The 21,530-nt window shown below is 36.8% G+C and carries 18 protein-coding genes; 2 read left to right on the top strand and 16 right to left on the bottom strand.

Annotation, left to right across the window (positions count from 1 at the left end):
• Positions 1-38: 38 nt before the first annotated feature.
• Together ACYIAJ_RS08050 and ACYIAJ_RS08045 are read right to left on the bottom strand one after the other, a co-directional pair.
• Positions 39-1,178, bottom strand: coding sequence for a hypothetical protein (locus ACYIAJ_RS08050; RefSeq protein WP_483564613.1), 1,140 nt, complete (start codon positions 1,176-1,178; stop codon positions 39-41).
• Complete coding sequence (locus ACYIAJ_RS08045; protein WP_483564612.1) at positions 1,156-1,851, bottom strand: hypothetical protein; 696 nt, start codon at positions 1,849-1,851, stop codon at positions 1,156-1,158. Before ACYIAJ_RS08045 ends, ACYIAJ_RS08050 begins: the two co-directional genes overlap by 23 nt.
• Positions 1,852-2,457: 606 nt before the next feature.
• Here ACYIAJ_RS08045 and ACYIAJ_RS08040 point away from each other — a divergent pair.
• A complete protein-coding gene (locus tag ACYIAJ_RS08040; RefSeq protein WP_483564625.1) occupies positions 2,458-3,333 on the top strand; it encodes a LysR family transcriptional regulator in 876 nt (291 codons plus the stop codon).
• A 98-nt stretch (positions 3,334-3,431) separates the two neighbouring features.
• Here the strand turns inward: ACYIAJ_RS08040 and ACYIAJ_RS08035 are convergent, their stop codons facing one another.
• The 12 genes from ACYIAJ_RS08035 to miaB all read right to left on the bottom strand — a co-directional run bounded on the left by ACYIAJ_RS08035 (position 3,432) and on the right by miaB (position 17,003).
• The gene (locus tag ACYIAJ_RS08035; RefSeq protein WP_483564611.1) at positions 3,432-4,502 is read right to left on the bottom strand and encodes an alpha/beta hydrolase; all 1,071 of its coding nucleotides are present in this window, start codon (positions 4,500-4,502) and stop codon (positions 3,432-3,434) included.
• A 64-nt stretch (positions 4,503-4,566) separates the two neighbouring features.
• Positions 4,567-5,772 (bottom strand): MFS transporter, encoded by a 1,206-nt coding sequence (locus ACYIAJ_RS08030; RefSeq protein ID WP_483564610.1) that lies wholly within the window; start codon positions 5,770-5,772, stop codon positions 4,567-4,569.
• Positions 5,773-6,138: 366 nt separating this feature from the next.
• Positions 6,139-6,696: a ribosome recycling factor gene (gene frr, locus ACYIAJ_RS08025; RefSeq protein ID WP_065636398.1), complete on the bottom strand. Its 558-nt coding sequence runs from the start codon at positions 6,694-6,696 to the stop codon at positions 6,139-6,141.
• A gap of 29 nt (positions 6,697-6,725) precedes the next feature.
• The gene (gene pyrH, locus ACYIAJ_RS08020; RefSeq protein WP_483560623.1) at positions 6,726-7,460 is read right to left on the bottom strand and encodes a UMP kinase; all 735 of its coding nucleotides are present in this window, start codon (positions 7,458-7,460) and stop codon (positions 6,726-6,728) included.
• A 118-nt stretch (positions 7,461-7,578) separates the two neighbouring features.
• Positions 7,579-8,436 (bottom strand): translation elongation factor Ts, encoded by an 858-nt coding sequence (gene tsf, locus ACYIAJ_RS08015; RefSeq protein ID WP_160403018.1) that lies wholly within the window; start codon positions 8,434-8,436, stop codon positions 7,579-7,581.
• Positions 8,437-8,524: 88 nt separating this feature from the next.
• The gene (gene rpsB, locus ACYIAJ_RS08010; RefSeq protein ID WP_483560622.1) at positions 8,525-9,262 is read right to left on the bottom strand and encodes a 30S ribosomal protein S2; all 738 of its coding nucleotides are present in this window, start codon (positions 9,260-9,262) and stop codon (positions 8,525-8,527) included.
• Positions 9,263-9,691: 429 nt separating this feature from the next.
• Positions 9,692-10,873 carry a serine hydrolase gene (locus ACYIAJ_RS08005; protein WP_483560621.1) on the bottom strand — a complete coding sequence of 394 codons (1,182 nt, stop codon included), beginning with the start codon at positions 10,871-10,873 and terminating at the stop codon, positions 9,692-9,694.
• A 14-nt stretch (positions 10,874-10,887) separates the two neighbouring features.
• Positions 10,888-11,994, bottom strand: coding sequence for a peptidoglycan glycosyltransferase MrdB (mrdB, locus tag ACYIAJ_RS08000; RefSeq protein ID WP_483564609.1), 1,107 nt, complete (start codon positions 11,992-11,994; stop codon positions 10,888-10,890).
• Positions 11,995-11,996: 2 nt separating this feature from the next.
• Positions 11,997-13,934 carry a penicillin-binding protein 2 gene (mrdA, locus tag ACYIAJ_RS07995; RefSeq protein ID WP_483560631.1) on the bottom strand — a complete coding sequence of 646 codons (1,938 nt, stop codon included), beginning with the start codon at positions 13,932-13,934 and terminating at the stop codon, positions 11,997-11,999.
• Positions 13,935-13,952: 18 nt separating this feature from the next.
• On the bottom strand, positions 13,953-14,975 hold the full coding sequence (locus tag ACYIAJ_RS07990; protein WP_483560619.1) for a PhoH family protein: 1,023 nt from the start codon (positions 14,973-14,975) through the stop codon (positions 13,953-13,955).
• Positions 14,976-14,999: 24 nt separating this feature from the next.
• A complete protein-coding gene (locus ACYIAJ_RS07985) occupies positions 15,000-15,479 on the bottom strand; it encodes a zinc ribbon domain-containing protein (protein WP_483560618.1) in 480 nt (159 codons plus the stop codon).
• 96 nt (positions 15,480-15,575) lie between these two features.
• The gene (miaB, locus tag ACYIAJ_RS07980) at positions 15,576-17,003 is read right to left on the bottom strand and encodes a tRNA (N6-isopentenyl adenosine(37)-C2)-methylthiotransferase MiaB (protein ID WP_483560617.1); all 1,428 of its coding nucleotides are present in this window, start codon (positions 17,001-17,003) and stop codon (positions 15,576-15,578) included.
• A gap of 378 nt (positions 17,004-17,381) precedes the next feature.
• On the opposite strand from miaB, the gene ACYIAJ_RS07975 reads away from it, so the two are divergent.
• Complete coding sequence (locus tag ACYIAJ_RS07975) at positions 17,382-18,617, top strand: N-acetylmuramoyl-L-alanine amidase (protein WP_483560616.1); 1,236 nt, start codon at positions 17,382-17,384, stop codon at positions 18,615-18,617.
• Between the two features lie 25 nt (positions 18,618-18,642).
• Here ACYIAJ_RS07975 and rsmG read toward each other — a convergent pair whose 3' ends face one another.
• Complete coding sequence (rsmG, locus tag ACYIAJ_RS07970; RefSeq protein WP_483560615.1) at positions 18,643-19,242, bottom strand: 16S rRNA (guanine(527)-N(7))-methyltransferase RsmG; 600 nt, start codon at positions 19,240-19,242, stop codon at positions 18,643-18,645.
• Positions 19,220-21,112, bottom strand: a complete 1,893-nt coding sequence (mnmG, locus tag ACYIAJ_RS07965; RefSeq protein ID WP_483560614.1) for a tRNA uridine-5-carboxymethylaminomethyl(34) synthesis enzyme MnmG — start codon at positions 21,110-21,112, stop codon at positions 19,220-19,222. Before mnmG ends, rsmG begins: the two co-directional genes overlap by 23 nt.
• Positions 21,113-21,530: the final 418 nt, after the last annotated feature.

Here is a 21,530-nt window from a genome sequence, read left to right as displayed (position 1 = left end):
ATAACCGCCCCCGCGGCCCAAGGATTAAGGACTAAACGCTAAAAACTAAGGTGCGGTGCAAACAGCGTAAGTACTGAAGGAAGCGCTGTTGCTGCCAACGATGCCGAAGACGAGTAGACACTGAAGCCATTGCTACCTGCTGCGTCGCTTGTCCAGTAGGAGTTGTTGACGAAGCCCGCATCAGCGTAGTAGTCCAAGTAGCCCCACTCCGTGAAAAATCCTGCACCTATGTGACGCATATAAACATTATTAGATGAACTAGGTGTGGCGCCGACAAAACCTTGGCAATATGAACCTGAATTAAAACCAGAACAAGTCGCATTAGTTAAATCTCCTACCCTAGCAAGACGATAACCCAAATCACTACACCAAGATATTTGGTTAGACTGAGTATCCCGTTTATTACCCCGATGGACGAACCACTGCCTTAACACAAATCCATAACGAACCTCATTACCACCTCTATCCCTACCCACCAACTCAAAGGTCTGTGGCAAAGATAGCGACGGAGTAAGCCGACTAGGATTACTTGAATTTATTTGACTACTACTTGCCCTAGGCCCCCTTAACGTTACCCGTGTTACATAACTGGATTTATCAGTAATCCAAGCATCGGCTTGTATGGTGCTTCCTCTTGGGTCCGTGAATGTACCAGAACGTGGCCTTGTCCAACTCACCGTTGCCCTTATACTACCACCTGTGTTAACTGTCCAACTTAACTGACTTCCATCGATTCCACCTATGTCCAAATCAAAATACAATCCGTCAGCACCTGTAGTTGGAAAGTTTTGGTCATAAGATGATGGATTTGTAGACTGAACTAAAAAGCCCTTAGTAGGACTCCATATGTTAGCTGGGCCTGCATAGCGAGGATTATCATAAGAATTGATGCCAGTTGTACCACCCAACAACAAATTCGGCCTGACCGAACAGATAACAGGCTGTGACAGCAAAGTGATATAATAATCCGCTGTTCCTCCGTTAAATGTACTACTTTTTGGCACACCATAACGAGTCTCTAAAGTCCCCCCTGTACTACTTAAGCTTACCTTATAAGGGGCTTTACATATATCATCTAATGAAGTACTACGACTAACGGTATTGCCATCTCTATCCTTTATTACTAACGATATACTCCCTGATGCAGTAACACCATTAGCACCCCTGACCATCCCCATCATCATCTCCCCAATTTCCTTGGCTAATTAGACTACTTAAACTAGTAGAGGTTGCACCCGACGGTATTACCATGTGAATATCATTAAATGTATAATTACCTCTGGGTAACCTTATCGGATTGGTAGCACTTGATGTGTTAGCTGACTGAGTGATACGTCTTCCATCTGACAACTCGATTGCCAAAAAAGTATCCGTATTAGTTGCCTTTGTCTGTCCCCCATCAAACGTTAAATACGGTGCACTACCCTCTATTACCCTTGATGTATGTGCCGTTAATGCCACAGAACCCTGTGAATACGACAACAACAACGCCGCAAAGAATAATGCCGATTTAGATAATTTAGATAATAATGAAAGTCTAAACCATAATGGCAGTTTGAATACTAATGGCGGTTTTATTGAACTTAATAAACACTTGGATATCGACGATAATGTTGCCGAACATGTGGCCGATGACCTGACCAAAGCGGTTTCCGACGATGTTTCCAAAGATGTTACCGAAGTACCCGCCGAAAACATCGCCAGTAAAGACCTCGATGACGGCGTCCATTTCGCTACGCGAAATGACCTCGCTGATGAAAATAAGAATTGAGCTCGGTTTTGAATACCGTGAAAATTAAAAAGTTTTAGGGCGTAGGTTTGGCAGGCCAGATGCCAGATGCCAGATGCCATAAATGGTAACGCATTTCGATTATCCTGTCAAGTAATTTTTTGTTTTATTTACACTTTTTATAATTGTCCGCTCGACTAACGAGCATTCCCTTGCTTTTAAAGCGCTTAAATTATAATCGGTTGAGTAATAATGCGCTAGTTTTTTTGTTAGTTTTTTGTAAAGTTTTATTAATGATCTGGGTTGGGGTTTGTTTTTTGTTTTTTTGGGGGTAGTGGTTTTGGCTAAAAAACATCCGATAAAAACTTGAATAAAATCAACATGTTTTCTGACTGATTTTTGGGCGAAAAATCAGAACTTTTTTTGTTTTGGTGTATAGGATGGATTGGGTGCGGTGGTTTCGGACGTTTTGACCTTGGGTGGACAAAATAGCTATTGTGACTACGCCCGAAACCTTCCCGTACTATATATACCAATTAACCGCTCGGCAATACCGAGCGGTAACAAAGAGTAACCTATCCAACTTAGGTGATTTGTGATAAAACATTTGATGATTTTTAAAAGATTATGTTAATAATGAAAAGTAAACACACGTCATTTTCTGACATACATATTTTAAACATAAAAATCAAATAATTGTTAAACAAGAATGATGGGAAAGGAAAATGATAGATATAAAAATTTTACGTTATTTTCTTGCTCTTGCTAAAGAAGAAAGTATTACCGCTGCCGCCAACCATTTGCATCTAACTCAACCTACCTTATCTCGTCAGTTAATGGAGCTTGAACAAACACTTGGCACCCGCCTATTTATTCGTGGCAGTAGGCGAATTACCTTGACCGATGAAGGAATACGATTACGTAAACGTGCCGAGGAGATACTGGAACTTGTGCATAAAACAGAAGAAGAGTTTCAAGCACCCACCGAAAGTATTTGTGGTGATATTTATATTGGTTGTGGTGAAACCGATGCAATGAAGTTGGTGGTGAATGTGATTAAATCAATGCAAGAGGTTTACCCACACATCCGCATCCATATTTATAGCGGTAATGCAAATGATGTCACCGAACGTATTGATAAGGGATTACTTGATTTTGGTGTGTTAATTGAACCGACTCATCTAACAAAATATGAATCATTGTGCCTTCCTCAACAAGATACATGGGGGGTATTAATGAGAAAAGATTGTGCGTTGGCAAACCTTGAAGCCATTTCTCCATCTGATTTATGGTCATTACCACTGATTGTTTCCCAACAAAAGTATGTTAGTGATAGCATTGAACAATGGTTTAAACGAAACTATGAAAAATTAAATATTATTGCAACATATAACTTGATATTTAATGCAGCTTTAATGGTTGAACAACATATTGGGTATGCCTTGTGTTTAGATAAACTGATTAATACAGCAGGCAATAACCCGCTTTGTTTTAGACCTTTATATCCAAAATTAAAAGTAGATGTGAATATTGTCTGGAAAAAATATCATGTATTTTCTAAAGCTGCTGAACTGTTTTTAAAACAGCTAAAAGAACATTTTTGATATTCATCTGCTATTTTATAATGATGAGCAAAAGCAAGGGAGCTTCGTAAATTCTTACTCCCTTTGCTATGGGATAATATTTCATTAAAAATTAATGACTATTTTAAATGCGTTTTAAAAAAGGTTGTTAATTTATCAAAAGGGATTAAATCGATTCGATCATAAAGATCAACATGCCCAGCTCCTTTTACATAATAGAGTTCTTTCGGCTCTATTGCGCGGTTATAAGCATCTTCACTGAACTCTTTAGAATGAGCCTGATCACCTGTGATAAATAACATTGGTCGTGGTGAAATGGTTTCAATATCGTTAAATGGATAGAAGTTCATAAATTTTACATTACTGGTTAATGTTGGGTGAGTCGTTAGTTCTGGCGTTGAACTGGCTGGCGTATATTCACCACGAGGCGTACGATAAAAATCATAAAATTCATGGGCAATTGGACCATCTTCTGGTTTGAGTTGCCCTTTATTGACCGAGCCACTTGTATATAATGTCTGACCACCGGTAAATTCAACATAACGTTGTTCTGCCGCCTGTTTAATGATCTGTTTTCGCTGTTCAAGTGTTAACGAATGGTGAAGAGCATGGCGATTGGCCGCACCCATATCGTACATACTGACTGTCACAATAGCTTTCAAACGAGGATCAATTTTAGCGGCACTAATAACAAAACTACCACTACCACAAACACCAATTACGCCAATATTGTGACGATCCACAAAAGTTTGAGTACCTAAATAATCAACTGCAGCACTGAAATCTTCTGCATATATATCGGGCAATACAACATTACGCGGCTGCCCCTCACTCTCGCCCCAAAAAGATAAGTCAATGGCTAATGTAATAAAGCCTTGTTCAGCCATTTTAGTCGCATATAAATTGGCACTTTGTTCTTTAACCGCACCCATTGGATGTCCAACAATAATGGCGGGGTATTTATTTTTTGGATCAAGCGTTTTAGGCATAAATAAATTTCCAACTACGCTCATTTTATATTGATTTAGAAAACTCACTTTTTGCATAGTGACATTATCGCTTTGATAAAAATTATTCGCATTGTTAGACATATCGGCTCCCATTACTGATGGTGATAAAAATAACCCAAAAAGACTTAAAAAGACGATTAAAGCAGTACTATCTTTGAAATAAAATAAAACCTTTTTCATTAATGTGATCCTTTTAATAAGTGAATGTTAATTTAATATTTTCAATCAATTGCAAAAAATATTACTATGCAATAGGATGTCCTGTTACACGAGTAAATAACCAAAAGCTGAGTTTAATTAATATCAAGGCACATAAAAAAATTAGCGCAGAACTAAAAAATATACCTTGCATTCCCTTATGATCAAAGATGATGCCTCCCATTGCCGCTGCCAATCCGATAGAAAATTGAATCGCCGCAACAGATAATCCGCCCATCATTTCGGCTTTATCGGCAAGTGTACGTACAATCCAAGTAGACCAACCCACAGGAATAAAACCAAACATCAACCCCCAAGTAATAACGAGTAACATGTTGAATGTTATATTTTTATTGATAAACATTAAAATAATAGCAAGCATCAATAAAATAAAATGAACGACTATCATCGTTATTTTAAATTGTTTGCCCATCACAAAACCGGCAATAAGGGTGCCAATACAGTTAGCAATGCCAAATAGAAGTAAAAGCGTAGAGAGGGTATTTGTTTGTAAGGCAAGATTATGTTCTAAAAATGGTCTTAAATATGTAAAAAATATGTGATATCCCCCATAACTAAATATCGTGGCTACTATTCCTATCGTTATCCAGCGCTGTTTTAAAAGAAAAAACATATTTTTAAAACTATTACCTTGCTGTGCAGGTAAAGTAGGTAATGCAATAAATTGCCAAATAAAGGCGATAGCACCCAGTAATGCCGATAGCAAAAAGATATTTCGCCAACCAATCAGATTACCTAAATAGCTTGCTAATGGTAGTGAAATAATCGTTGCAACTGAAACACCAGCATAGATAATACTTAATGCACGAGATAGATCTTTTGTCGGTACAAGTTGTAGCGTTACCGCTGAGGCCATAGACCAAAAGCCACCAACACATATCCCCAATATGCTTCGCCCTATCAGTAGAATGATATAATTAGGTGTAAATGCGACTAATATATTAGCAATTATCAATAAAATAGAGAGCGTTAATAACACTAATCGTCTATTTATTTTTTTTGTTAGCGGCGCTAGTAGCAAACTTGCAATAACAGCAAAAATCCCCACAGCAGTGACCGTTTGCCCTGCCATTCCTTCAGTAATTTTTAATGTTTGTGCAATAGGTGTTAATAAACTAATAGGAATAAACTCAGCCGCAATAAGACTGGTTACCCCCATAAATAATGAAAAAACAGCAGACCAATGGGATGTTTTTTCTGATTCTGTCTGACACGATAATAGTGTTTTCATGACATAAAGTACCTTTTATTCAACTAGCTCCATAGCGGCATTAACGTTGAAACCTTGGCCAGTAAAATGCCTCTAAACCAAAAACCAACTTATCTATATAGATAAGATCAGAGCGGATAACACAAGCAGAAATAGTTTAAATAGCTAACTTCAAAAAAGTATAGGCACTTCATCAATCTATGTAAAATACTTATATTTTATAGTTATGTATGCCTTAAAGGCATAAATTGATTTTTAGATTAGGTGTATTTGGTGCTTTGTATTATAGCTATCCACATCAAAACTAGAAAATTGTTATAATAGCAAAAAAAAACGCTCTGCTTTATAAAACAGAGCGTTTGGAAGAAAAGGGAAAAAGTAGAAGAATTAGAATTCCATTAACTCTTTTTCTTTATCGGCAAGCACTGTATCTAATTTTTTAATTGCGGCATCTGTCGCTTTTTGGATTAAATCTTGTGCTTTACGCTCATCATCTTCTGAAATTTCTTTATCTTTTAGTAACGCTTTGATTTGATCGTTGGCATCACGGCGGATATTACGAATAGATACACGACCTTGTTCCGCTTCGTTACGAACAATTTTAGTTAAATCACGACGGCGTTCTTCTGTTAGTGGTGGCAATGGTACACGAATAACGGTACCTGCTGATGCTGGGTTTAACCCTAAATCAGACGTTAAAATTGCTTTTTCAATAGCTGGGGTTAATGATTTATCAAATACGGTGATAGCTAGTGTTCTTGCATCTTCAGCAACGATGTTAGCTAGTTGACGCAGTGGCGTTGGGCTGCCGTAATATTCAACCATAATGCCATCTAATAAACTTGGTGATGCACGACCGGTTCGAACTTTAGAAATATGATTTTGAAACGCATCAATGCTTTTTTCCATGCGCGTTTGCGCTTCTTTTTGAATCTCGTTTAACATAATAAAAGCCTTATTTAAAATAAAGATAATTAACTGGTTACTGTTGCTTTGTTATTAATTAATGTCCCTTCTTGTTCACCTAAAATAACGCGACGCAATGCACCAGGTTTATTCATATTAAAGACACAAATGGGTAGATTATGATCTCTTGCTAATGTGAATGCAGCTAAATCCATCACTTTAAGTTCATCATCAAGCACTTTGTCATAACTTAAAGTTTTATAAAGTGTTGCTGTTGGATCTTTAACAGGATCGGCTGAATAAACACCATCAACTTTGGTGGCTTTTAAAACAGCATCAGCTTCAATTTCAATACCGCGTAAACATGCAGCTGAATCGGTGGTAAAAAATGGATTGCCTGTTCCAGCAGATAAAATAACTACTTTACCATGACGAAGCAAGCTAATTGCTTCGGTCCAGCGATAATCATCACATACACCGTTTAATGGAATGGCTGACATTAAACGGGCATTAACTTCAATTCGGTGCAACGCATCTCGCATCGCAAGACCATTCATTACAGTTGCTAGCATCCCCATATGATCGCCAACAACACGGTTCATTCCCGCTTTAGCAAGCCCTGCACCCCGAAATAGATTACCGCCCCCAATAACAACAGCAACTTGAACATTCATTTCAATTAGTTCTTTGATTTCTTGCGCCATGCGATCTAGAACGGTTGCATCAATACCAAAACCTTCGTCACCTTGTAGTGCTTCGCCACTGAGTTTAAGAAGAATACGTTTATAGAAAGGGGTCACCATATTGAAGTCTCACTATTTCGTTGTTTTATTACTCAATAAGCTAAAAAATTAGCTTATAGTAATTTTAAAATATTTTGTAGATAAACAAAACCGCCTTAACGGCGGTTTTTTGAAACGATTAAGATTGTTTCGATATTGCAGCAACTTCTGCAGCAAAGTCAACTTCGACTTTTTCAATACCTTCACCCACTTCAAAACGGATGAATGAAGCAACTGCTGCTTTTTTCTCTTTTAATAAGTCGCCAACTGTTTTTGCAGGATCCATAACAAATGGTTGTCCAGTTAGTGATACTTCACCAGTGAATTTACGCATACGGCCTTCAACCATTTTTTCAGCGATTTCACGTGGTTTACCTGATTGCATTGCGATATCGATTTGAATGTTACGTTCATGTTCAACAACATCAGCTGGAACATCGCTTGGATCAACATATTCTGGTTTGCTTGCAGCAATGTGCATTGCAATATGTTTAACTAATTCATCATCAGCACCATTAGCAGCGACTAATACACCAATACGCGCACCGTGTTGGTAACTACCCACAACATCACCAGCGATTTGTGCAACGCGACGAATGCCGATGTTTTCACCAATTTTAGCAACTAAAGCTGTGCGCTCTTCTTCAAATTTAGCTTGTAATGCTGCGATATCGCTAGTGCGTTCAGTTAATGCAGCTTCAGCAACTTTATCACTAAATGCTAAGAATCCAGCATCTTTCGCAACAAAGTCTGTTTCGCAGTTTACTTCTAAGATAATACCAAATTTTTTGTCCGCAGAAATTTTAGAAATAATAACACCTTCAGCCGCAACACGACCCGCTTTTTTAGCGGCTTTTGCTTGACCTGATTTACGCATGTTGTCAATTGCAAGTTCGATATCACCATTAGCTTCAACTAATGCTTTTTTACATTCCATCATACCTGCGCCAGTTCTTTCGCGCAGTTCTTTTACCATAGAAGCGGTAACTTCAGCCATTTTTTAATCCTCTATTTAACCATTGTGATAACTTTCATTAGAATGGGTCGATAGCATTAAGTATCGACCCTGAAAATATTTGAGTTTATTACTCTGCTGCTGGAGCTTCTTCTACGAAGCTTTCTTCAGATACTGGAGATTGGTTTTGCTCACGACCAGAACGTACTGCTTCAGCAACTGCATTTGCATATAATTGAATTGCACGGATTGCATCATCATTACCTGGTACGATGTAATCAATTCCATCAGGATCTGAGTTAGTATCAACAATAGCAATAACTGGAATACCTAAATTGTTAGCTTCTTTGATAGCGATATGTTCGTGGTCTGCACCAATCACAAAAATCACATCAGGTAAGCCACCCATATTTTTAATTCCGCCCAAGCTATTTTCTAATTTAGCCATTTCACGAGAACGCATAAGCGCTTCTTTTTTGGTTAATTTATCAAATGTACCATCACTAGCTTGTGTTTCTAAATCTTTTAGACGTTTGATTGATTGACGTACTGTTTTCCAGTTAGTCAACATACCACCTAACCAACGGTGATTAACATAGTATTGTCCACAACTTTCAGCCGCTTGTTTAATTGCTTCGCTAGCTGCACGCTTTGTACCAACAAATAAAATTTTACCTTTACGAGCAGCAACCTTGTTTAATTCAGCTAATGCTTCGTTGAACAATGGTACTGTTTTTTCAAGATTGATAATATGAACTTTGTTGCGTGCACCAAAAATAAATGGTTTCATTTTTGGGTTCCAATAACGAGTTTGGTGTCCAAAGTGTACACCCGCTTGTAACATATCGCGCATTGATACTGTAGTCATGATTTCCTCATTTTGACGTTGGGGTTATGCCTCCACATATCCGCTTTAACCGACCTAATTACACAAGGTAAAAGGCACCCCGGAAAAGTGTAATAATATGTGTGTGTTATAACGTTAATTAATCATTAAATTTAATGCTTTTATTCGTCATTACTTTCGCAAAAAAATAATGTGAAATGTAGCGCGCGTTTTATACCATAAATAGTATAAGATTACCAGCTTTATTTCTATTTATAGACTGTTAGCGAAGCTAATTAACATTATTTAGATGTAGGTGAGCTTTATTAAGCTTTCATTGCTTATTTAAAAAAATAAATAAAATCAATATTTTTTATAACAGTTTTTGAGCGGTGATTTTTATATTAGATTATTTTTTAGGGGGGGTAGGTCGTTCTGTAAGCGAACGCTTACAGAACAATGATAATAAAACTAGCTAAATAACTTATGGCATTGTAGGCAGATCCAATCCCATATTCCACCAAAGAATCCGGTTTCTTCGATATCTTGTAAAGCAACAAGCGGTTGTTCGTTAATGACTTTGCCATCTAATAAAAACTGCATTTTACCTACCGCATTACCTTTGGTGATAGGTGCATAGATGTAATCGTCAATTTTATATTCGACTTGTACATCAGCCGCACGTCCTTTTGGTACGGTAATAAATGCCCCATTAACTGCACCCAGTTGGATTTTGTTTTGGTCGCCATACCAGATGGTTTCGGTAGTAACTGGAGTTCCAGCCTTAACAGGGTTTGCGGTTTCAAAGAAGCGGAATCCCCAAACTAATAACTTTTTACTTTCTTCTTCACGACCTTTAAAGGTGCGACCACCCAGTACCGCTGAAATTAAACGAGTATTGCCATCAACCGCTGAAGCAACTAAATTGTAACCTGCGGCATTGGTGTGGCCTGTTTTGATGCCATCTACATTTAATGTGGTGTCCCAAAGTAATCCATTTCGATTAAGTTGGGGTTTTGATAGAGTATAGGTAAATTCTTTTTCTTTATAAATGGAATATTCTTCGGGTAAATCACGAATTAAGGCCTGCCCTAAATATGCCATATCTTTGGCTGTGGTGTATTGGCCCGGGGCATCAAGTCCGTGTACAGTTTCAAAATGGGTATGATTTAGTCCAATTTTTTTGGCGTAATCATTCATTAAGTTAACAAAAGCACCTTGGCTGCCAGCAACATGTTCTGCCATGGCGATACACGCATCGTTACCTGATTGAATAATAATACCTTTGTTAAGATCGGAAACGGAAACTGTTTTACCGACTTCTAAAAACATTAATGATGACCCTTTTAACACAGGGTTACCCGTTGCCCAAGCATCTTTACTAACAACAACCATATCATCATTTTTTATGCGGCCTGATTGCAATGCTTGCCCAACGACATAACTAGTCATCATTTTAGTTAAGCTTGCAGGATCACGCTGTTGCTCGGCATTATACTGCGCTAAAATTTCGCCTGATTTTGCATCAATTAAAATATAAGCTTCTGCATCTAATTGCGGAATAGCTGGAATAGGAAAAGCCATTTCAGCCGATGCAGATGAACAAATAGCAAGCGCTAATAAAGCAAAAGATAATTTAAATTTACTTTTCATTTATTTAAATTCCGTCAAATATTTTTAGATAACATGTATCGATGAGTATGAATAGACATCATAATGCCAAAACTTGCCATTAATACAACTAAAGATGAGCCACCGTAGCTTATTAATGGTAATGGTACACCAACTACAGGTAAGATTCCACTGACCATGCCAATATTAATAAATACATAAACAAAAAAAACTAAAATTAGCCCACCAGATAAGATTCGACCAAAAGTAGTTTGTGCTTGTGCCGCAATAATAAGACCACGCACAATTAGGCATAAAAAGAGAATAAGTAAAATGATAGAGCCAATAAAACCAAATTCTTCAGCGATAACTGAAAAGATAAAATCGGTATGTCGTTCTGGTAAAAATTCAAGTTGCGATTGTGTACCTTCAAGCCAACCTTTTCCCCATAAGCCTCCCGATCCTATCGCTATTTTTGATTGAATAATATGATAACCTGCACCACTTGGGTCAAGTTCGGGGTTGATAAGCATAAGTACGCGTTTTTGCTGATAATCATGCATTAAAAAGAACCACATAATCGGTAAAAATATTGCTATTAAAATAAGAGCAATAAGAATATAGCGCCAGTTCATTCCCGCTAAAAAGATAATAAAAAGGCCTGACATGACAATCAAAATTGCGGTACCTAAATCGGGCTGCATCGCAACAAGCAATGTCGGTACGCCAATAATGGCAAGTGTTTGTAAAGTGGTTTTTAATGGCGGTGGACAACCGTCACGATGAATAAATTTGGCAACCATTAATGGTACGGCAATTTTAGCTATTTCAGAGGGTTGGAACCGCAATACCCCTAAATCTAACCAACGCTGTGCGCCTTTACTAGTGTAACCAAAAATGTCCACAAGTAATAAAATTAAAATACAAACAACATACAGATACGGGGCCCATTTTTCATAAGTTCTGGGTGAAAACTGCGCCAACACAATCATTACAGCAAAACCAAGCAATATTTGTATTACTCGCTTTTGTAGCATATCAATACTTTGTCCCGTTGCACTCCAAAGAATATAAAGGCTATAAGCAAGCAATAACGTAATAAATAAAAAGAACAGGGGATCGATATGTATTTTTTGCCAAAAATTTTTTTTGATATTATTCATCATTAGTCCTCTGTTCCTGTATTAGGCGATGATTCATCAAGATCTGTCGAATTATTGCCTAAAAGGTAAAAATCCAATATTTTACGCGCTACCGCACCACCGTTTGAGCTTCCGCCTCCACCATTTTCTAAAACAATGGCTAATGCAATTTTTGGCTTATCGTAAGGGGCATAAGCAATAAATAATGCGTGATCACGCAGGCGTTCTGGAATTTTATGAGCATTATAGATCTCGTCTTGCTTTAAGCCATAAACTTGTGCTGTTCCCGATTTACCTGCTGCTTGATATTTTGCATCAGCATAAACTTTGCGGGCAGTTCCTCGTGATCCAAACATGACTCGGTGCATTCCTTCTTTAGCAAGCGTCCAATAAGTTGGATTGACATCGACTAAGCTGTTTTTTTCGATATAATTATCTGAATCAACCTGTGGTTGGTGTTCACTTGAGTTTAAAATATCGCTCTTTTTATATAATAAAAAATGTGGTGTGTAAGTTTTACCATTATTGATTAAGGTCGTTAACGCTTTCGCCATTTGGATTGGGGTTGCCGTCCAATAACCTTGTCCTATGCCAACAGGGATAGTATCACCTTGTAACCAAGACTTTTTATGGCGCTTCATTTTCCATTCACGGCTCGGCATAACTGCTCGGGTTTCTTCGTTTGGAGATATATCAATACCTGTTCGCTCACCATAACCAAACTTTGTCATCCATAAATTTAAGCGATCAATACCCATATCATAAGCAACTTGATAAAAGTAGGTATCAACTGATTCTTCAATGGCTTTTAATACATCAACACGACCATGCCCCCATTTTAACCAGTCTCGATAACGTCGTTCAGTGCCAGGTAATTGCCACCAACCAGGATCGTTAACCACGCTTTTTGGTGAAATAACACCTTCACTTAAAGCGGCAATAGAAATAAAAGGTTTCACTGTTGAAGCAGGCGGATAAGCACCCAGTAAAGCCCGATTAAAAAGAGGCTTACTTGGATCTTTAAGCAATTCGCTATATTTACTACTTGATATCCCACCTACAAATGGATTGGAATCATAGCTTGGGCTAGAAACCAAGGCTAAAATCTCGCCATTATTCGGATCAATAGCAACCACAGCCGCTTTACGTCCAGCGAGTAATTGCTCAATATAAAGCTGCAATTTAAGGTTGATAGATAAATAGATATCCTCACCAGCTTGCGGCGGATGTTGATTTAGTTGGCGAACAATACGGCCACGGCTGTTGACTTCAACCTTTTCATAACCAGGTGTTCCGTGTAATACTTCTTCGTAGTACCTTTCAATACCCATTTTGCCGATATTAAACGTTGCTACATAATCGCTAGTCTTATTTTCATCTTCTAGACGCTGTTTATCTTGGCTGTTAATTTTAGAAATATAGCCAAGAATATGCGTCAGTGACGCACCATAAGGATAATAACGATGCTGTATATCCACAATTGATACATATGGAAAGCGATGTTGATCAACAACAAAACGTGCAATCTGTTTTTGAGTTAAGTTATCTTTTAATGGAACAGGCCTGTGTGCTTTGTAATTTCGACGTTCTTTTTGAAAATTTTCGATATCTTCGTCAGTTAAATCAACAATTTTTTTTAACTCATCAAACTGTTCATTCAGATTCTTTACCTTGTCGGGAATGATGTTTAATTGGTATGTTATATTGTTAATGGCTAATGGGGTGCCATTACGATCATAAATCATGCCGCGATTAGGTGGAATAGGTATAATTTCAATGCGATTATCATTAGATTTTGTGCTGTAATAGCTGTAATTTATAATCTGTAACCCTGCAAGGTTAACAAGCAAAATAATAATTAAAATGATAATGGCAATAAATGAAAACAACGCTCTACGAAAAAACAAATTTGCTTCTGCTGAGTGATCTCGAATGTTTGTTTTCTTTCTTTTGCTTGATATAGAGATAATAAAGCTCCTCTAAATACTTTTTTCTGTTTGTGGCTTATGTTGCTGTTCTTCCCATTTTTCATAAGCGTTAACAATTTTAGCAACCACTGGGTGACGCACCACATCTTCGCTATTGAAAAAATTAAAGCTGATTTCATCAACTTTGCTTAACACTTCAATCGCATGGCGTAAACCCGATTTTTGATGACGAGGTAAATCAATTTGGGTGATGTCGCCAGTGATGACCGCTTTTGAATTAAAACCAATACGGGTTAAAAACATTTTCATCTGTTCAATAGTCGTATTTTGGCTTTCATCAAGAATAATAAACGCATCATTTAGCGTTCGCCCACGCATATAGGCAAGCGGTGCCACTTCAATCACGCTTTTTTCAATTAGTTTTTCGACTTTTTCAAAGCCGAGCATTTCAAATAAGGCATCATAAAGTGGACGTAAGTAAGGATCCACTTTTTGGCTTAAATCGCCCGGCAAAAATCCTAGCTTTTCACCCGCTTCGACGGCTGGTCGAGTTAATACAATACGGCGAATTTGTTGTTTTTCAAGCGCATCAACTGCAGCAGCCACAGCTAAATAGGTTTTACCTGTTCCAGCAGGTCCAATGCCAAATGAAATATCATAATCTAAAACATGAGCAATATATTGTGCTTGGTTTGCTGTTCGGGGTTTTATCACACCTCGTTTAGTTTTAATCATCACTAGCTTTCCACCTTGATGATCAATATAAGCAGGTAAGTGTTTACTTACTTTTTCAAGCGCACCTGTTTCTTTAATTGCTAAATGAATTTGCTCAGGTTCAATATCAATAATTTTATCTTTTATTTTGGTTTGTTTATAAAGGGACTGCAAAATATCACCAGCAGCTTTGACACAAATCTGATCGCCAGTTATTGAAAATAAATTACCTCGGTGATTAATTTCAATACCAAGTCTGCGTTCTAACTGTTTAATATTGTCATTATGAGGACCACAAAGACTATTAAGCCGTTGATTGTCGGCTGGCTCAAGCATGGTTTCATGTGTCGTAATATTCAAATGTAAGTCCTCAAATAATTAATTTTAACCGCTAATGCGCCCTTCGCATAAAGAACACTTTTCAACACCTTTTAAAAAGTCCATTTTACACTGATGGCAAGAAACGATGTTTCCATTAACAACTTTATCAACTGCGTTTGTTGATTGTAGTTCATCAAATCCTTGTGCTTTTAATTTATTGACTAACATTGAAATAGGCGTTCCGCTTTTTAACTCTTGCTCAACATATGATGCAATTTGTTCTTCAAATGTTGGTGGTACATATTCAAGCACCTTTTCGCTATAATCACTATTGCATTCATTACACCTTATATAACGCCCTAATGTTTCGTAACTAAAAATAGGAATAAAAAATAGCGTAAAATATTTTGCGACTTTTATTTGTGTATATTTTTGTTTTTTTTCATCGGTAGTAGTGTTTTGTTGCGAACAGCAATTTGGGCAATTAAATTGTCCACTACGTTCTTTAACTTCTCTTCCGCGAGTTCCAAATATTATAAACATATTATTCTCCTTTTCCTTAAATTCATCTGTAAGTTATTTTATTAGTTTATAGAAATTATAAAAAGCCACTCTCATTGTGGCTTAATGATTATTACTTTAAGGTTGATAGATCCCAACCCCTAACTCGTTTTCTTTACGAGTACGCGAAATAACTGACATTGGCGATTCACTAACACGTAAATCCATTTCATCTTCAGTACGAACAACTCTACCACGTAGCGAATTTGGATAAACATCAGTAATTTCAACGTCAACAAACTTGCCAATCATATCAGGACGACCTTCAAAGTTAACAATTCGATTATTTTCTGTTCGACCCGTTAATTCCATAAGGTCTTTTTTGGACGGACCTTCAACTAAAATACGCTGAACAGTATTTAACATACGACGGCTAAATTGCATGGCTTGCTGATTGATTCGTTCTTGAAGAATGTAAAGGCGTTGCTTCTTCTCTTCTTCTGATACATTATCTTCCATTTCAGCAGCCGGTGTACCTGGGCGCGATGAATAAACAAAGCTATAACTTAAATCAAAATTGACATCAGCAATCAGTTGCATGGTTTGTTCAAAATCTTCTTGTGTTTCGCCCGGGAAACCGACGATAAAATCCGAACTAATTTGAATATCAGGACGCACTTTACGTAATTTTCGAATAATGGATTTATATTCAAGCGCGGTATGCGTACGTTTCATTAAGTTTAATACACGATCTGAACCACTTTGTACCGGCAAATGTAAAAAATTAACTAGTTCTGGTGTATCACGATAAACGTCGATAATATCATCAGTAAATTCAATTGGATGACTGGTAGTAAAGCGAATGCGATCGATACCATCAATAGCTGCCACTAAGCGTAATAACTCAGCAAAGGAACAAATATCACCATCAAACGTTGGTCCACGATAAGCATTAACATTTTGACCTAATAAATTGACTTCACGCACACCTTGTTCAGCCAGTTGCGCAATTTCATAGATGACATCATCACAAGGTCTGCTAACTTCTTCTCCACGAGTGTAAGGAACCACACAATAAGTACAATATTTATTGCATCCTTCCATTATAGAGACAAATGCAGTTGGTCCTTCGCTACGAGGTTCAGGCAGACGATCAAATTTTTCAATTTCAGGAAAGCTTACATCAACCACATGATTGTCGTTACCACTGCGAATCTGTTCAATCATTTCAGGTAAGCGATGAAAAGTTTGCGGTCCAAAAATAATATCTACAAATGGTGCACGTTTACGAATTTGAGCACCTTCTTGCGAAGCAACACAACCACCAACACCAATGATGATATTTGGATTATGTTGTTTAAGATTTTTCCAACGTCCTAATTGATGAAAGACCTTTTCTTGGGCCTTTTCTCGAATAGAGCAGGTATTTAGTAATAAAACATCAGCTTCTTCGGCATTGTCTGTTAATGTTAAACCATGGGTGGATTCAAGGAGATCTGCCATTTTTGTTGAGTCATACTCATTCATTTGACAGCCCCAAGTTTTGATATGTAATTTTTTGCTCATCAATAACTCAGCTATATTTAATTGTTAAAATGAAAACGGGTTTAAATCCGCGATTTTAGCGAGCTATATTGTAAACCGTTGTGATTGTAGGGTCTATAATAAATTAAAAAAGTGACACTACAAAGCAAGGCTCGTTTTGTTGATGTTGAATAAAGAATATACAAATGGGTTCAATAAGTAATTATTAACAATATTAAATACAAAACAATAAGTTAATTTAATATTTTTTATTTGGATATTAAAAATAAACAAATAGATTAAAAAGGTTTATTTATTTACCAAAAAACAACCAATTATAATAATCATTCTTTTTTAATATCTCTTTATTTTATGTTATTATCCGCGGCTAATAGAGATCACAAATAAAGTATTTAAGGTATGACAAAAACATTTAGTTCAACAAAACGCCTTTTTATAAAAGGTATTATTGCTACATGTTTATTATCTGTCACTCGTATTGGCTTTGCGGCAACTAAAGCCCAAGTTGTTGCTGTGCGTGTTTGGCCTTCATCAACTTATACTCGAATTACGTTAGAATCCAATATTAGTTTGAACTATAAGAGTACTTTACTTTTTAATCCAAATCGGATTGTTATCGATATCGATAATATCGATTTAACCCCCACTTTAAAAACGATTTCATCAAAAGTATTAAGTCACGATCCTTTTATAAAATCAATTCGTGTTCTTAAATTAGATGCTAAAACAATCAGAATTATGATCGCATTGAAGCAAGGGGTTGAGCCTAATACTTTTACATTGTCACCTATTGCTGAATTTAAATATCGTTTAGTAATGGATCTTTATCCATCAAAATCTTTTTCAAAAGAAGACGACGATCCTTTACTTACGCTATTAGAAGAATATAAAGCAGGTAATCTTAGTAAAAAACAAGCACAAATAAAAACCCCAGCCAATAAAAAGAAAAATGCACCTGTTATTGTTATGCTCGATCCTGGCCATGGTGGTGAAGATCCTGGGGCAATCGGTTATAGTAGAACTCGAGAAAAAGATATCGTTTTGCAAATAGCACGTCGGACTTATAATTTACTTAAAAAAGAGCCGAATATAAAAGTCTATATGACTCGTAATGAAGATGTGTTTATTCCATTAAAAGTACGAGTTGCTAAAGCGCGGTCACTACATGCAGATCTATTTATTTCTATTCATGCCGATGCTTTTGCTAACCGTTCAGTCGGTGGTTCGTCTGTTTTTGCATTATCAACTCGTGGGGCAAGTAGTTCGGCAGCAAGCTATTTAGCGCAAACTCAAAACAAGTCCGATCAGATTGGTGGCGTTAGCCGTAGTGGCGATAAATATTTAGATAATACTATTTTAGACTTAGTTCAAAAAACAACGTTAAGTAATGGTATATTATTGGGTAATGCTATTTTAAATCGTATGAAAAAAGTAAATAAAATGCATAAACCATCGCTTGAAAAGGCAGGATTTGCAGTGTTAAAAGCGCCGGATATCCCATCAGTTTTAGTCGAAACAGCCTTTATTAGTAATATCAATGAAGAAAGAAAACTAAAGACTGCTTCGTTCCAAAATCAAGTGTCTAAATCAATCGTTGATGGTATTAAAGATTATTTAAAAAACCGTAAAAATTAAAAAAACAAACTGTTTTACGATAAAACTATTGAATAATAATCAAACACCTTTCAGCATCTAATCCTGGTATAGCTAATTTAATATTTTGTTTAAGCGTAAAACCTTCAGGAATAGGATCAATATCACTTCCTTTTAAAGCGTAAAAAGATCCTTGTTGATCGGGAAGGTGCTTACACCAATTAAGCATATCTTGCAAAGAAGCAAAAGCTCGGCTAATAACCCCATCAAATTTTTTATCGTTATACTCTTCGATTCGGCTTTGTATTGGGTTAATATTTGTTAGCTTTAATTCAAACTGTACTTGCTTTAAAAAACGAATACGCTTACCTAAACTATCAACCAAATCAAATTGTTTATCGGGGTTAATAATCGCTAATGGAACGCCTGGTAAACCAGGACCTGTTCCTACATCAATAAAGGTTTTGCCAGTTAAATAAGGCGATACAACTAAGCTATCCATAATATGCTTAACTAACATCTCGCTCGGATCGCGCACTGCTGTTAAGTTGTAAGTTTTGTTCCATTTGCTTAGCATCTCAACATAATGGATCAATTGATCTATTTGCGATTCAGAGATCGAAAGATCCGTTTGATCAATTAGATTAGTGAGTTTCTTTTTTAACATAATTTTTCTTTTTTAAATAAACTAATAACATTGAAATAGCGGCTGGTGTAATACCAGAAATACGCGAAGCTTGTCCTATAGAAACAGGTTTATGTTGCTTTAATTTCGCCACAACTTCATTCGATAATCCAGATATTTCGGCATAATCAATATGCTCAGGAATAAGCGTTTCTTCATTGCGCTTTTGACGTTCAATTTCTTCTATTTGCAGTTTAATGTAACCATCATATTTTACTTGAATTTCAACCTGCTCGGCAGCTTGTGGGTCAGATAATCCTGGTGCAAATAATGAAAGTGATTTCAACGTGTTATAACTCATTTCAGGCCGTTTAAGTAACTCTTCACCATTGGCTTCTTTAGTCAAATTAGCACTTAAAACAGCATTGACTTCATCGATGCTTTCAATATGAGGATGTACCCAGATATCGCGTAGACGCGATCTTTCTTGCTCTATAGCATCAAATTTTTCATTAAAACGACGCCAACGGTAATCGTCGACCATGCCTAGATTGCGACCTATTTCAGTTAAACGAATATCGGCATTATCTTCGCGTAACATTAAACGATATTCAGCACGCGAGGTAAACATGCGATAAGGTTCGTTAGTACCAAGTGTACAAAGATCGTCAACTAACACCCCTAAATAAGCCTGATCGCGACTTGGATACCATTGATCTTGATCATATGCAAAGCGTGCTGCATTTAAACCTGCAAGCATTCCTTGTGCTGCCGCTTCTTCATAGCCTGTTGTACCATTGATCTGTCCAGCTAAAAAGAGACCTTTGATAACTTTACTTTCAAGTGTTGGTTTAAGATCCCTTGGATCAAAATAATCATATTCGATCGCATAGCCAGGCCTTACAATGTTTGCATTTTCTAATCCTTTCATACTACGTACAAATGCAAGTTGGGTATCAAATGGCAAGCTTGTTGAGATCCCATTTGGATAGATCTCATTACTATCTAATCCTTCAGGTTCTAAATAGATCTGATGAGAATTACGATCGGCAAACCTCATGATCTTATCTTCAATTGATGGGCAATAGCGAGGTCCAACACCTTCAATAACTCCGGTGTACATAGGGCTGCGATCTAAATTAGATCTAATAATGTCGTGTGTTGTTTCATTAGTACTTGTGATATAGCAAGGGATCTGCTTAGGATGTTCATTTGCATTACCCAAAAATGAAAATACTGGAACAGGATCATCGCCATATTGTGTGCCCAATTTTGAAAAATCAATGGTTCTAGCATCAATTCGCGGTGGGGTACCGGTTTTTAATCGCCCCATTCTAAATGAATATTGATGTAGTGATTTTGATAAACCGATCGAGGCTGGATCGCCAGTACGACCTCCACTATAATTATCAAGCCCTATGTGGATTTTGCCATCTAAAAAAGTACCCGTTGTTAACACAACCGCTTTGGCTTTAAAAGAAACGCCCATCTGAGTTTTTACACCAATGATCTGATCGTTTTCAATGATCACATCTTCAACGGATTGTTGAAATAACATTAAATTTTCTTGGTTTTCAAGTGTTGTCCTTATCACTTTTCGATAGAGAGATCGATCTGCTTGTGCACGTGTAGCCCTAACAGCTGGGCCTTTGCTACTGTTTAAGATCCTAAATTGGATCCCTGATAGATCGATAGCATGAGCCATTAATCCACCCATTGCATCAATCTCTTTAACCAAGTGGCCTTTACCTATGCCTCCAATGGCTGGGTTGCAAGACATTTGTCCTAATGTGTTGATATTATGGGTTAAAAGCAGTGTTTTCCGTCCCATTCTTGCTGATGCCATTGCTGCTTCTGTTCCGGCATGGCCGCCGCCGACGATGATGACATCAAAAAGATCTGGATAAAACATAAAAAAGCCTCGTATTTATTTTGTGTACAGAAGATCGCTAATTTAGATCTGAAGATTTGATTTATTTAGGGTAGGGAATTTTACTCATCTTTTCGATTACGTCAAATGATCTATTTTGATCGCGATCTAAATAAAATAAGATCTTTTAGATGATCTTTTTATTTTTATTATTATTACTACGGATCCTTTTTGTTGATAACTCTGTTTTATGATTATTTTATAGGATCTTATCGATCATCTAATTCTGTTAATTGCTCGGATCTTTTTTTATTTAAACTTGTTTATAACTTTTATATTTATCCACAGTTGATTTATTAGTTAAGGTTATTAGTGCGATGATAACAGCTTGTGATCCTAATTTATCACAGAGTTATCCACAAAAAATAAATTTGTTTGCTTAAATTTTGTCCTTTATTGC

Source organism: Gilliamella sp. X-46, from assembly GCF_057063525.1.
Note: the sequence above shows the minus strand (reverse complement) of the source record. Positions and strands in the feature narration are given on the sequence as shown.

Bases quoted from the DNA above. Each gene is read 5' to 3' on its own strand.
- ACYIAJ_RS08050 (WP_483564613.1), bottom strand. From the start codon at position 1,178: ATGGGGATGGTCAGGGGTGCTAATGGTGTTACTGCATCAGGGAGTATA.
- pyrH (WP_483560623.1), bottom strand. From the start codon at position 7,460: ATGGTGACCCCTTTCTATAAACGTATTCTTCTTAAACTCAGTGGCGAA.
- frr (WP_065636398.1), bottom strand. From the start codon at position 6,696: ATGTTAAACGAGATTCAAAAAGAAGCGCAAACGCGCATGGAAAAAAGC.
- ACYIAJ_RS07985 (WP_483560618.1), bottom strand. From the start codon at position 15,479: ATGTTTATAATATTTGGAACTCGCGGAAGAGAAGTTAAAGAACGTAGT.
- ACYIAJ_RS08035 (WP_483564611.1), bottom strand. From the start codon at position 4,502: ATGAAAAAGGTTTTATTTTATTTCAAAGATAGTACTGCTTTAATCGTC.
- mrdB (WP_483564609.1), bottom strand. From the start codon at position 11,994: ATGAATAATATCAAAAAAAATTTTTGGCAAAAAATACATATCGATCCC.
- ACYIAJ_RS08045 (WP_483564612.1), bottom strand. From the start codon at position 1,851: ATGGCATCTGGCATCTGGCATCTGGCCTGCCAAACCTACGCCCTAAAA.
- mnmG (WP_483560614.1), bottom strand. From the start codon at position 21,112: ATGTTTTATCCAGATCTTTTTGATGTCATCATCGTCGGCGGCGGCCAT.
- ACYIAJ_RS07975 (WP_483560616.1), top strand. From the start codon at position 17,382: ATGACAAAAACATTTAGTTCAACAAAACGCCTTTTTATAAAAGGTATT.
- ACYIAJ_RS08030 (WP_483564610.1), bottom strand. From the start codon at position 5,772: ATGAAAACACTATTATCGTGTCAGACAGAATCAGAAAAAACATCCCAT.
- ACYIAJ_RS08005 (WP_483560621.1), bottom strand. From the start codon at position 10,873: ATGAAAAGTAAATTTAAATTATCTTTTGCTTTATTAGCGCTTGCTATT.
- tsf (WP_160403018.1), bottom strand. From the start codon at position 8,436: ATGGCTGAAGTTACCGCTTCTATGGTAAAAGAACTGCGCGAAAGAACT.
- rsmG (WP_483560615.1), bottom strand. From the start codon at position 19,242: ATGTTAAAAAAGAAACTCACTAATCTAATTGATCAAACGGATCTTTCG.
- miaB (WP_483560617.1), bottom strand. From the start codon at position 17,003: ATGAGCAAAAAATTACATATCAAAACTTGGGGCTGTCAAATGAATGAG.
- rpsB (WP_483560622.1), bottom strand. From the start codon at position 9,262: ATGACTACAGTATCAATGCGCGATATGTTACAAGCGGGTGTACACTTT.